Origin of the sequence: Caballeronia sp. INML2 (assembly GCF_023631365.1) — a bacterium.
GTDB classification, from domain to species: Bacteria; Pseudomonadota; Gammaproteobacteria; order Burkholderiales; family Burkholderiaceae; genus Caballeronia; species Caballeronia turbans.
In genome coordinates this window covers 1-12,863 of the sequence record NZ_JALQDH010000122.1, presented here as the reverse complement: position 1 = coordinate 12,863, position 12,863 = coordinate 1, and the positions used below count along the sequence as shown (strand labels likewise).

Genomic DNA, 12,863 nt, shown 5'->3' with positions numbered 1-12,863 from the left:
GATTGTTCGCCGCCGATGACGCCCTTTTCGAGCAGCACCACCGACACGCCGCGCCGCGCGAGCTCATACGCCGTGGCAACGCCCACGATGCCGCCGCCGATCACCGCGACGTCAAATCGTTCGGAAAAACCTTCGCTGTTTGTAACTTCGTCGATCCTTAGCATGGTTCCATGCCGCCGGTTATTGCAGACTCCTGCAGACGAGACCATCGGAACGCAGCAGAAGCGCGAGGGCGCGTTCCACACGAGTGTGTTCAATTGTCCGGCCTTCAACCGCCTCGCGGACAGGACGATCCTGCTGTTTCCGCCGCGAATCGGCGCTCAGCCCAACGCGCACGTTCTGCACGACGATCCAACGCGGACCACGCAATCAACACGGCGCCGAGCGGCTTGCCCGAGCAAACGTTCGTATCGGCCGCTATGATCGCGCCCAGCGCCAGCATCCAGCCGCCGCTTCCCGTGCCGAACCGAGAACGTCACCAGCAGCATCAGCGCCCAGCAGCAGCCGATGCAGAACGCGCCGTGATTCACGCAGAGTAGAAAGCTCCCGCGGCGCGCGCTCAGGCCGTGCCAATGCCCGGTGATGAACATGAACGGCGAACGGCTTTTGTCGAGACATCGATGCTTGACGCTGCCGAACTGATAAACGCCGGCGATCGCGACGATCGCGGCGCCGATCAGCCAGCCTTGCGTCAGCAACAGCGGCGATCGATCGGACGGACGATGCAGCGCGCATCGAACCCATGCGCGACGAGGCTGAACAGCGCCCACGCCGCCGCGTAACCGGATAAGCAACGCAATCAGCGTGCGCCGGTGTGTGCGCGAGCGTCATCCGGCGGAAGGCGCTCGGCAGCATCATCAGAAGCCATGCGGCGCCGCGCGGCACCACTCGCCGACGAGCGGCAACCGGTCCAGCTCGCCCGGTTTAGACAGCGCGCATACGGCCGCCAACAACGCGACCCCCGCGCTTGCCGTCAACGCGGGGAAGAGCGGCGCAAAGAACGGCACGAAGCGCCGCGATGGCCGCTGGCCTTCACGACGTGAGGATGAACGATTCCTGAATGGCGTGATGCCCCGTCGGATCCAAGTCAAGTGCGAGCTTGTCGTGCCGCAGGCGGAACAAGTTTACCTTGCCGACGAACGCGGGCGATCCGGGTTTCGTCGAGAGGATGCTTCCTGGTCGGCTCTCCGGTCGGACCGCGATAAGGTTTCGATCGGCCTCTATGGTGTCGTCGGCCTCATCCTGCTGTTGCCTTCGACGACCGTGTATTCGACCGAACCGCGTTCCACCATCATCACTTCATCGATCAGCTTGACGATATCCGCCAGCGGTCCGCCGTAGTCGTCGCGATCTTTAGGGTACCTCGCGGCACAAGCGCCTGGGACAGGTAGAGCCGAGTACCACGGAAAACTATGTTTTCCGCTGCCGGATCGATAGCCTCGTTCTAAAAAGCGGCATACGAATTGCGGGATGTCGGCGCCTACAACAAATTTCGATGGAGACATCATGAGACTTCTAACGACCAGAGACGGCCTGCCCCGGCTGTCGTGGGGTTCCGTCATCGCTGGAGTGATCCTTTCGATGATTGTCTACCTTACTATGAGCGTGCTCGGCACAGCCATTGGCGCGTCGCTGCTCTCTCCGCTGTCGAGACCGGACACGCTGCACGGGTTCGGCTTCGGTTCGGGCGTTTGGGTCATTGTCACGACGGTACTCGCCGTGTTCGTGGGCTCGTACTTCGCGGGACGCTGTGCGCCAGTTCTCGGCTGGCTACACGGCTTGTTGTCATGGGCCGTCATGACGCTTCTGCTCGTCTATGGGATGACTTCGCTGATCACGGGTGCGGTGAGCACGGCGGGCAGCATCGCGGCGACCGGTGCTCAGGTCGGCGCGACCGCGGCGAATCAACCAGCCGGCAACAACCAACTTGTCGACGCAGCCAAGCAGCAGGTCCAAGCCGCCGTGGCGTCAGCAGCGTCGTCCGCATCCAGTCCGGACGCGGAACAGAACGCCCGGCAAGCCGCGGATACGGCTGCGCGCGGCGTCGCGCGAGCGAGCTGGTTTTCGTTCGCTGCGCTGATCGTCGGGGCAATCATTGCAATTGTTTCGGGCGGCGCAGGCTTTCGCCATCAACCGCCCTTCGAGGAAGGCGGAGGCGCCGCGGTGAACGGAGATGAAGCACTGGCTCGTAACCGTACCGTCGCTCGCGGTGCCCGGCATTGAGCCCCAAAGCCGATAGCGCAGCCGCAACAAGGAGAAACCGATGAGCACAGACGATGTCTCCCCGAAATCTGTGCCGCCCTGCGGCCCTCAGAACGAAGTTCGGCTTTCCGCCTGCAGGGCCCAAAGCGTTTGAAGGTGCGAACGGGCCATGCGCAAGCGCCGCCCATGAGCGATTTGATGTGCAAGGCCTGTCTCGCGGCGAGCCGTGCTTGTGTTTGGAGCATCGAAAGTGCCGGCGTGCGCTTAGTAGCGACAACGCCAATGATGTTGAAATTAAATGATCCGCGCACGCCGACGCGGGTCTTTCGTTCCTCGCTGAACCTCTGGCTTGCTGTAGGCCCTCCTTCGCGGCGAGATCCTGCGCCAACTCAAATGTTCCTGGATCGTCGGCAGCGCCTCTTGTGCGGCTTTCTTAAGGTCTGGGTTCTGACCTTCCTTGCGCTTCTTTCTGGAATGCGGCCACTGCCTTCTGACGTCCTTCGACGCCCACCTTCTGGCTATAGATCTTGTCGAAATCCTTGCCCTTAAGCGGCTTGAGTGCGTCGATCGCGAGGTGTCCGAGTTGTCGTACGGCACTCTAACCATGAGGCGTGGCCATCTTCAATTGCATGGTCAGCTTGGTGTGATCGACCATCATGTGATGCGCGAAACTTTTCACGTCCTTGTCCTGCGACTGCTTGGTCGCGAGCTTGGCCGTGTCGATCGCCGTGGAGCTGGATTCGGTCGCGGCCTGCACGAACGCCCTTCCGAACGGCCCGGCGTCGGCTGGGGGCACTTCGACGGAAAGAAGACCAGCTTGGGCCGACGGATGGTGATCTTGTCCATTGTGCGAAAGGCGGTTCGGGCACCCGTTCTTGGCCCGCCCGTTAGCCTCCACGGAGCACGATCTGCGCCGCCCGCCTAAATCAATGGCGACCATGGCTGGCTCGCGTACTTGCCGGCCAAGAAAATGAATGCTCGATTGCTCCCGTTGGTTGCTCGCATGCGAAATGGTTGAGAGCGCCGAATAGCGCTTACCCTCTGCCAAGAGGCGCCTCGAATCCGTCAGCTTCCTATAAGTCCTTCAATGACGTGGCAAGACTCGGCGGCCACTTTCGGCCGTTCCCTTGCCGCCTAGAAAAGCTCCAGCCAAAGTGTTGACGCGCGAGCGAACGCGCACCGCAGTCGGACAGCGGGTTTGCTAGCCGCGTTTCGGCGCGGCTCCCGGCTTGCCATCGCGATTCCCATTGCCTCGCCAGTCGTCATCATTGTCATCGTGGTTGTCGACGAACGGCGAACCGGTGTCGCTGCCGCCCGCGCGCAACGCGGTCCGCGCTTCTTCCGCCAGTTTTTCGTAGTGTTTTCGGAAACGGCTCAAGTCTTTTTCCTCGAGTTCTTCGAGATCGAGCAGCGCGTTATGCGCACCTTCCATTGCGCGGATCAGCTCGTCGAGTTTGATCTGGATCGCCGCCGTGTCTCGGTTCTGCGTGTTCTGGATCAGGAAGACCATCAGAAACGTGACGATCGTGGTCGACGTGTTAATTACGAGTTGCCATGTGTCGCTGTAGTGAAAGAACGGGCCGGTGATCGCCCACACAATCACAAGGGCGACGGCTAACACAAAGGTGACGGGCCTACCGGTCATCGTGGAAAGGTAGCTCGCGAATTTCGAAAACCACTTGCTGCTCATCATGATCTCCGGTAGTCGGGTAAATGTACCGGATGATGGCATAGAACGGCGGAGTCGCTTCTTGCTACTGATGTGCCTCGGGGCGCGAATGACGTCTCAAAGAGGCAACCGAGTAGCGGACATATTCGTACGTTGCGTGACCCGCAAGCCGGGGCTACCATCAATTCGCCTGCTCGCGCGTCAAGTTCGCGACCTTCCAAGCAGGCCGCGTGAGCTCACCGACAGCATGACTGCGCGACCACTGGAGCGGCGTCAGCTCTACCGTCAGCGGCGATTAATCGACTCATCACCGATTTCATCCGCCAGGGAGACGCTCATGCTCCGCCGTGCACCTTCGTTTTCGCTTTTCTCCACCCGCTTCTCTGCACGCGACTCCAACCGTCTGCTCATCACGGCTCTGGTTCCGATTTCGCTTCTGTTTCCGGCCGCGCTCACACATGCGGCGCCGCCCTTACCGAAGGGCGGAGAGTTCGTCGCGGGCAGCGGCTCGGTCAGCGGCGGCGGGCAGTTGCTGACGATCAACCAGACATCTTCCCGCGGAGTAATCGACTGGCGCAGCTTTTCGATTGGCAATGGCCGCGTCGTCACGTTCAACAACGGTAGCGGCGCGACCCTCAACCGCGTCACCGGCGGAGATCCCTCGGTGATTCTCGGGCGTCTCGACGCGACCGGCAGCGTCTGGCTGATCAATCCGCAGGGCGTTCTCGTCGGGTCAACGGGCGTGGTCGCCACAGGCGGACGCTTCGTCGCGTCGGCACTGGATGCATGCGACAACGCGTTTATGCAAGGCGGCGCGCTCACGCTGTCGGGCGGCGGAAACGGCATCGTCGTGAATTTGGGCCGGATCGGATCGAGCGGCGGCGATGTCTTCCTCGTCTCGCACACGCTCGCGGCGAATCTCGGCAGCGTGGACGCGGCGCAAGGCACCGCTGAACTCGCGACGGGCAAGCAGGTGCTGCTGCAGGACGCGGCGGGCCGCCAGCAGGTTTTCGTGCAGGCGGGCAGCGGCGGCGCCGTGCTAAACGCCGGCGCGATCCGCGCGGCACAGATCAGTCTGCAAGCAGCTGACGGTAACGTCTACGCGCTCGCGGGCAACAGCGCGGCGATCCGCGCGACGGGCACAGCCATGCGCGACGGCCACGTCTGGCTCGTCGCGGATTCGGGCGGGATTCACGCGAACGGCGACATCTCGGCGACCGACGTCAACGGCAGCGCCGGCACGGTGGAAACGCGCGGCATCACCCTGGACGTCGGCGGCGCGACAGTCGCGGCCGGAACGTGGAAGCTCGGCGCGCCGTCCTTCACGCTCGACGGAAGCAACGCGGGCGCAGTGTCGCGCAGCTTGAGCGCGGGCACCTCCGTGGACGTGGAGACTTCGGCAGGCGATCTCGCCATTGACGGCAACGTGCAATGGAGCGGCACGGCGGCGTTGACGCTGGGCGCGGCGCACAGTGTGACGATCGCGCCGGATACGACGCTCGCCAACACCGGTGGCGGCAATCTCACGCTGCGCGCGGACAGCGGCGCGATCGACAACGGCGGAAGCATCGCGAATGGCGGCACGATCGACTGGTCGAAGAGCACGGGCATCGTCACCGCGCTCTTCGACATGAATGGCACTTACGCCCCAGGCACGCTGCTCTCGAACAGCGCGTGGTCGGCGGCGCCTTATAGCGGGCTCGTGACGCAAATCACCGGCTACAGGCTCGTCAACAATCGCGTGGATCTGCAGAGCATCGAACAGGATCTCGCGGGCAACTACGCGCTGGGCAACGATATCGACGCGAGCGGCGCGGCCGTCTTCAATCCGCTCGGGTCGATGCCCGGCTCGGCCGCGGCGTCGAACACGCCCTTCACGGGACAGTTCGACGGCACGGGCCACACGATCGACAAGCTGGCGCCGGTCGGCCTGGCCTACGGACCACAACTGCCTTACGGGCAAGGCACCGGTACCGCGATGGGCCTCTTTGGCGTGGTGGGCGAAAAGGGCGTGGTGCGCAACGTGAAGATCACCAACGGCACGATTTACGTGGGATCTGCGATCGGATCGTTCGGGCTTCTGGTGGGCGTCAATTACGGGCTCGTCACATACTCGTCGAGTTCTGGCAGCATCTCCGACGGACTCATCTACGGCGGCGCCACCGATGGCGGGCTCGTCGGCAGCAACTACGGCACGGTCGAACGCTCGTCGAGCAGCGCATCGATCAGTACACAGGGCGGCGCAGGCGGGCTCGTTGGTGCCAACTACGGGACGATCGCGCAGTCGTTCGCGAGCGGCTCGCAAGGCCGGGGCTCGCACGGCGGCACAGGCGGTCTCGTCGGCGGCAACGCGGGGCTCATCACACAGTCGTATGCAACCGGATATACGGCGGACGGAGGTCTCGTCGATACCAATGATGCGACGGGCATCATCGAATAATCGTTCGCGGCCAATCTCGTCGGCGGACCCGGCCAGCCGCCGTTCTCCTACCGCGGCGGCGCGGCGCCCCGGACATGGCCGTTCGGGCAAAGATCAACCGCGCGCGAAACCTGTCGAAGTTTCAGCGCAGCGACGGCATTGTTTGATTGAACAGGCTAGCGAAGTCCAAGACCCTTTGAGTTGAATCCGCCGAACGGTGCGAACCACGTCTTTGCGTTGCGTTGTGCCTGGTCCTCGGGATTGTTGTTTTCCACACCGCCCTCTGTTAACGACAGCGAAGGAGCGTGAACGACCCACAGCCGCCACTCGCGCTGTGTAGGACTCAACCGCGGCTAACTGAGTGCAGCGGTCATTCGATCAGCAGTCTCGGCCGCCCAGTCCTCGGGCTTATGGGAAGCCATAGATAACGTCCATGACGTGCCGCAGAGGACCATGAGCGACAGACAATTTCACTTGATCAAATGGCGCCGGCCCACCGACCATCGGACGGTCGAGCTGCTCATTGGTCTCTGAGGCGATCCACCTTACTTGACATAGTCATCTAGGCCCTTGTCGACGATGGCACAGTGACGCGCTTGATGCACGTGCGCTTTATGACTTCCTCTCCCAGCATGACATCGAAAATCAAACGGATCACTTCCATGCCACGTGCCCCCTTCGAATTCGTCACGCTTCAATTCCGTTCTATGTACGAGTCTTGGGCATTGACTGAAGGAAAACGGTAGGAGCTAGTCGCCGTTCGCCCTTCGCATGCAAGCCGCTCCTTGCTTTACGACGGCTGCGCTGACGGCGAAAGAGCGCGTTGCGCGAAGCAACTCGCCTTCCACTCAGGCCAAGGTGCCGCGTCAGGGGACGAGTGCCCCCGGCTACCTGTCACGCCCTTCCGTTCGAAACTTCTCCCCGATTAGGCTTTCCTGCGCTTCCATTCTACAAGGCTGCGCCGGTCCACAGGTGGTTCCGTCGGTCGCTCTAAACTGACCGCCGATGACCTGCCTGCTGACAACGCCAAACATACGCCGACCGCCATCCGTTAACACGAAGCGAATGTCAATTGTCGTAGATGAAATCGGCGCGGGAAACTTGTTAATGTGCATGATGCCTGTGCAGTCCGAATAAACTGTATACATTCCGCTTTCGTTAGTGTCGAAACCGGTCGTTGGATCCGTTGACCCCGGGCGTTTCTCACCTCCACTCTGGACGAAGTCCGCTCGAGTGAAGCCGCCATGCCCATCAAAGTCCTGAATCGAGACCGCGTCTATCAAAACTGGTTCGTTCGCAAATCGATGGGTGTTACCCGCATCGTCGAATATGCCGATTAGTTGGCCTCTAAGCGAGAATCCGTAGAGCCCCTTGAGCGTTGCGTTAGAACACTGTTCGTCCGCGCTCGAGGTACTTGCTGCCGCTAACAAAAAGAATGCAATAGTTGACATTGCTTTCAGCCGTTTGCAGGTCATTTTCGTCTCCTCGCTAGTGACGCCAGCTGCAAAAACTAACGAACGGAGGGTCGCAGACGCATACCGTTCGTCCGAGTCATCGCGCATTTCGCGCCGCATGGACTGTATGTAGGTCATCATGCCGTCCCGCTGGACCGACGCGAGCGTAGCCTCAAACCCGCACAGGGGTGTGTAAGTCGTTATCGGCCGCCGTTTGAACGAGCACTGCCTATGGGTATTGCCGTGCCATTACTCCACCGCATAATTAGGTTATCGGTATATGGAGGATCCTAAACATCGTTGAAGATCGGCGTGCCGCGGTCATTTGAGTTTAGGACGTCGGCGACGTAAGCTTTCAACGAGGGCAACGCCATGTCAATTACCGAAGAAAATGTTGCAGTAGCTTGCGGGGCCCACGCACGATGATAGCGAGGGATCCGACACAGGCTGAACGCTGCCATAAGCTGAGGCGCCGTTGCTCGCCCCGGCGCCAAAGTCACTGTTGCCCGCCTGCTGGCTCTCTTGTGCGGCGATCTTCGCTTCAGCAGTATGAATTTGCTCGGGATAGTTCTCATGGCTGACGTCGCCCACGCGATTCCCGCCCTGCTCGAGACGGATCGGTTCCGCAGCACGGAAGACGGGCGCGTTGCTCTGAGCGAAGCTGACGCCCGGGCCTGCGAGCGCACAGCTGGCGAGGACAAGACATGCAAGGGTTTTCATAGTGGACCTCCTTGATTTATAGCTAACTTATTGTTCAGTATCACGAATAAAATGCCAAGACCGGTCCGCAGACCAAGGTTGATATGGCTGTTCAATCGTTCGCGAATCAGATGGATCTGTTCGGGGGGCGTATTGTCGATCGTTTAATCTCGCTGCAAGTGATGTGCAGAACGTCGGGCATGTACGATCTCCGTTTTCCGCGTAGAGCCATACTCATAAGAGGCATCCGTCAAAAGAGGAATGCGAGCCATTGCTCGGTGTTCGACGCGCTCCTTGTGTCGAATTATGTTGCATTACTACGCCGTGCAAACGTGTCATTCGTTGCTACAGCGATAATCTTAAGTTGGGTATTAAATGTTCCTTCGCGGGCGAATGAATGTTCGGTGGCGCTTCACGGCATTCGTTGAAATGGCTTCTTGAGCGTACGGGGCAACCTGCTTACGCACGAAAGTTCGACCCGGCGCACGGAATGAGCACCCCGTGTCGCGATTTGCAACTCGTGCGTCAACAGGATATGAGTTACTCCACTGCGAGCGCGCGAGCGCAGCCTCATACTTATACTTACGCTCGATCAGAGGTTAGGCGTCTTGCACCCAACGCTTGGCAGCGGGCACCATTCTCGGGTGGGACACCTGCGTCATTTCCGAACATTTGTTCGGTAGAAAAAAGAACACTTTTCATCGACTTGCTGACGGGCCGCTAGCACAATGGCGTGTAGTTGCACCTGATCCGCGGAGCCCTGTTATGGCGTCCTGTAGCCGAACACCACGTGATTCCGGCGCGTGCGAAACGCCCGGGCCCGGACCATCACTGTATGCAGATGAAAGGGCTTCCATAGTCGCACACCGAAGATTTTCCGAACTTGCCAATCTCTTTGTGGGACCGGTCGCAACGCTCAGTACCGAGCAGAAACTTCGCGTAGCGCGCGAACTATTGCAGTTGCTTTCCCGCCGGTCGGTATATTGGATTGCGCTACTGGTAGTCGGAAGCCCCTTCTGGTTCGTATTTGGATCGTGGATTGAAAAGCCGGATCGTTACCCGTTGTTCCGTGTCGTCTGGATCCTGGGACTGTGGGGAATAGTCGCTCCCCTGGCGGCATACCTACTGAAAAAGACCGCGGCGCTTCCGAAGGACGCCAGCGTCACGGCGGTCGAGCAGATGCACTGGGCGTGGGCTGCATTGGTCATGCTGACATCGTTCTGGTGGGCGGCGGCCAGCTTTGGACTAGTCCCACCCAACTCCGTGTTCTCTCATGGTCATTACTTCAGATTCGCGAGGTATGGCTTCCTGGAACTGACCATGATTGGGCAAGCATTTGCTTTGCTGCTGCTTGCACCCAGTTTTCGTGCGGTTTTCGGTTCACTCTTGATCGGCATTATTCCATTCGGATGCAACATAGCACCATATTTTTTTGTTGCGCGACCTGGAATGTTTGACTGGTATGCGGCCCAAGTAATAGGCTATTGTGTCGTTGCATGGTTCATCTGCAACGATCAGCAACGCACATGTGTAAAAGAGGTTGTGCTCGAGGAGGCGGTATCGCAGGCTGAAGCGGCAACGGCGGAGAAGAACCAATTTATCGCTGCAATAAGCCATGACTTGCGTCAACCGCTCACAATGCTCGGCCTGAAGCTGGATTATATTGAGCGGAGCATTAAATCGACCGAGCTGGTTGCGGACGTCTCGAATGCGCAAAGGCAAGTGGATGCGATGGAAGGGATGATTAACGGTGCACTGGATATCTGCCGCCTTGAGTCCGGCACATGGAACGTGGACGTTCAAGAGGTGGCGCTGCCGTCCCTGTTACGCGGCATATTCGTGGATATGCAGCCGCTGGCTGAAGGGAAGGGGCTGAAAATGAGACTCCATTGCCGCCCCTATTTGGTCCGTACGGATCGACCTGCGTTGGACAGGATCGTTAGGAATATGGTGACCAATGCGATCCGTTATACGCCTTCCGAACAGGGAGGAAAGAAAGGGCATGTTCTGGTGAGTTGCCAAAGGAGAGGCAGCGACATAAAGATAAGCGTCTGGGACAACGGGATCGGTATCCCAGAAGGTAGACAGGCGGATATCTTCAAGAGCTATGTACAGGTCAATAATCCCGAGAGGAATCGAGAAAAAGGGTTCGGCCTTGGTCTGTCCATTGTTCAGGGACTCGTGAACCTCCTCGGTCACAAGCTGGACATCGACTCGACACCAGGGCGGGGCTCGCGTTTTTCGGTTGCGGTCCCGTTCATGGAACTTATACCGCCGGAGTTGCGGGAGGTTCAAACGGCCGAGGACGGCGACCCGGACCTGACCAATATGATCGTGGCGATCATCGAGGACAACAGCGACCTAAGAGTCGAAATATCGATGCGCCTGATCGAGCATGGCTGCTACGTTGTAGCCGGGGAATCGTCATCCGACGTCATCGAGCAATTGCGTAGCGAGGCTTTGGCAAGCGGTCCGCACCTCATCCTCTCCGACTACCGGCTGGAACACGAGGACGGTATTGCTGCGATTACGGCGGTCCGCGCTGCTACCAATGTTTCGATCCCTGCGATCCTGTGGTCGAGGGACGCCTCGTCAGCGGTGCTCAAAAAAGTAGCCGCCAGTGGAATGAAGCTCTTGTCCGAACCGATTTTGGAGCGAACCTTATTAACCATACTTGCAGAACATAAGCCGAAAGTATTGACGGAAGGCGAGTGAAAATGGCTCACACAATCGAGCTCCGCAGATTCGCTGGATTTGTGAATTCATTTCTGGGCACAGCTGCAGAACTCAGTACCGAGCAGAAGCTCTTCGTCAAACGCGAGTTATTGCAATCGCTGTCCCGTCGAGCGGTGTGTTGGACCGTACTAGTGGCGGTCGGCGCCTCGCTGTTGTGCGTGTACGGATCGTGGATCAAAACGTCGGATAGCTATCGTTGGTTCCGTGTCGTCTGGGTCGTGGGTTTTTGGGGCATGGCCACTCCCATGGCAGCATACTTACTGAAAAAGACCAAGGCGCTCCCGAAGCACGCCAGCGCCAACGCGATCGAGCAGATGCACTGGGCATGGGCTGCAAGCGTCACACTGACATCGTTCTGGTGGGCGGCGGGTAGCCTTGGGCTAACCCCACCCGATTTCTCGCCCCGCCCTCCCTACATCAAATTGGCAAGTTCTGGCTTCCTTGAGTACACGCTAATCAGCCATACGTTTACCCTGCTACTACTCGCACCCAGTCTTCGTGCGAATTTAGGTTCGTTCGTGCTTGGCGCTGTACCGTTCGGATTTAGCCTGGGACCAGCTCTATATATTCACCGGCCAGCAATGCTGGGGTTCTATTCTACTCAACTAATTGGCTATTGTTTCCTGGCGTGGTTTTTCTTTTACAGTCAGAAACGCTCATATGTTAAAGAGATCATTCTCGATGAGGCGCGGAAGCGGGCGGAAGCGGCAAAGGCGGAGAAAAACCTGCTTATCGCTGCAATAAGCCATGACTTGCGTCAACCGCTTACAACGCTTGGTCTGAAGTTAAATTATATCGAGCGGAGCATTAAATCGACCGAGCTGGTTGCGGACGTCTCGAATGCGCAAAGGCAAGTGGATGCGATGGAAGGGATGATTAACGGTGCACTGGATATCTGCCGCCTTGAGTCCGGCACATGGAACGTGGACGTTCAAGAGGTGGCGCTGCCGTCCCTGTTACGCGGCATATTCGTGGATATGCAGCCGCTGGCTGAAGGGAAGGGGCTGAAAATGAGACTCCATTGCCGCCCCTATTTGGTCCGTACGGATCGACCTGCGTTGGACAGGATCGTTAGGAATATGGTGACCAATGCGATCCGTTATACGCCTTCCGAACAGGGAGGAAAGAAAGGGCATGTTCTGGTGAGTTGCCAAAGGAGAGGCAGCGACATAAAGATAAGCGTCTGGGACAACGGGATCGGTATCCCAGAAGGTAGACAGGCGGATATCTTCAAGAGCTATGTACAGGTCAATAATCCCGAGAGGAATCGAGAAAAAGGGTTCGGCCTTGGTCTGTCCATTGTTCAGGGACTCGTGAACCTCCTCGGTCACAAGCTGGACATCGACTCGACACCAGGGCGGGGCTCGCGTTTTTCGGTTGCGGTCCCGTTCATGGAACTTATACCGCCGGAGTTGCGGGAGGTTCAAACGGCCGAGGACGGCGACCCGGACCTGACCAATATGATCGTGGCGATCATCGAGGACAACAGCGACCTAAGAGTCGAAATATCGATGCGCCTGATCGAGCATGGCTGCTACGTTGTAGCCGGGGAATCGTCATCCGACGTCATCGAGCAATTGCGTAGCGAGGCTTTGGCAAGCGGTCCGCACCTCATCCTCTCCGACTACCGGCTGGAACACGAGGACGGTATTGCTGCGATTACGGCGGTCCGCGCTGCTACCAA

General features: G+C 59.0%; 10 protein-coding genes and 1 pseudogene. 5 read left to right on the top strand and 6 right to left on the bottom strand.

Features of this window, described 5'->3' with window-relative positions; translation table 11 throughout:
* Both NCT32_RS34665 and NCT32_RS34660 read right to left on the bottom strand, forming a co-directional pair.
* On the bottom strand, nucleotides 1-164 hold a 164-nt coding region (locus NCT32_RS34665; protein WP_250491363.1), incomplete at its 3' end, for an FAD-dependent oxidoreductase.
* 156 nt (nucleotides 165-320) lie between these two features.
* Nucleotides 321-770, bottom strand: coding sequence for a DUF2182 domain-containing protein (locus NCT32_RS34660; RefSeq protein ID WP_250491360.1), 450 nt, complete (start codon nucleotides 768-770; stop codon nucleotides 321-323).
* 46 nt (nucleotides 771-816) lie between these two features.
* Here NCT32_RS34660 and NCT32_RS34655 point away from each other — a divergent pair, with 46 nt between their 5' ends.
* Complete coding sequence (locus tag NCT32_RS34655) at nucleotides 817-1,341, top strand: hypothetical protein (RefSeq protein WP_250491359.1); 525 nt, start codon at nucleotides 817-819, stop codon at nucleotides 1,339-1,341.
* Between the two features lie 165 nt (nucleotides 1,342-1,506).
* Nucleotides 1,507-2,223 (top strand): hypothetical protein, encoded by a 717-nt coding sequence (locus NCT32_RS34650; RefSeq protein WP_250491362.1) that lies wholly within the window; start codon nucleotides 1,507-1,509, stop codon nucleotides 2,221-2,223.
* A 412-nt stretch (nucleotides 2,224-2,635) separates the two neighbouring features.
* Here NCT32_RS34650 and NCT32_RS34645 read toward each other — a convergent pair.
* Both NCT32_RS34645 and NCT32_RS34640 read right to left on the bottom strand, forming a co-directional pair.
* Nucleotides 2,636-3,142: pseudogene (locus tag NCT32_RS34645) on the bottom strand (DUF4142 domain-containing protein).
* Between the two features lie 261 nt (nucleotides 3,143-3,403).
* The gene (locus tag NCT32_RS34640) at nucleotides 3,404-3,895 is read right to left on the bottom strand and encodes a low affinity iron permease family protein (protein WP_409241566.1); all 492 of its coding nucleotides are present in this window, start codon (nucleotides 3,893-3,895) and stop codon (nucleotides 3,404-3,406) included.
* Between the two features lie 313 nt (nucleotides 3,896-4,208).
* Between NCT32_RS34640 and NCT32_RS34635 the strand changes: the two genes are divergently transcribed.
* Entirely contained in the window at nucleotides 4,209-6,311 is a 2,103-nt protein-coding gene (locus tag NCT32_RS34635) for a filamentous hemagglutinin N-terminal domain-containing protein (RefSeq protein WP_250491358.1), read from the top strand.
* An 866-nt stretch (nucleotides 6,312-7,177) separates the two neighbouring features.
* On the opposite strand, the gene NCT32_RS34630 is transcribed toward NCT32_RS34635, so the two are convergent.
* Both NCT32_RS34630 and NCT32_RS34625 read right to left on the bottom strand, forming a co-directional pair.
* Nucleotides 7,178-7,885 (bottom strand): hypothetical protein, encoded by a 708-nt coding sequence (locus tag NCT32_RS34630; protein WP_250491357.1) that lies wholly within the window; start codon nucleotides 7,883-7,885, stop codon nucleotides 7,178-7,180.
* 234 nt (nucleotides 7,886-8,119) lie between these two features.
* On the bottom strand, nucleotides 8,120-8,464 hold the full coding sequence (locus NCT32_RS34625) for a DUF4148 domain-containing protein (protein ID WP_250491356.1): 345 nt from the start codon (nucleotides 8,462-8,464) through the stop codon (nucleotides 8,120-8,122).
* A gap of 933 nt (nucleotides 8,465-9,397) precedes the next feature.
* Between NCT32_RS34625 and NCT32_RS34620 the strand changes: the two genes are divergently transcribed.
* Nucleotides 9,398-11,158, top strand: coding sequence for a hybrid sensor histidine kinase/response regulator (locus NCT32_RS34620; protein WP_250491355.1), 1,761 nt, complete (start codon nucleotides 9,398-9,400; stop codon nucleotides 11,156-11,158).
* A gap of 2 nt (nucleotides 11,159-11,160) precedes the next feature.
* Nucleotides 11,161-12,863: hybrid sensor histidine kinase/response regulator (locus NCT32_RS34615; protein ID WP_250491354.1), on the top strand; the 1,703-nt coding region annotated here is incomplete at its 3' end.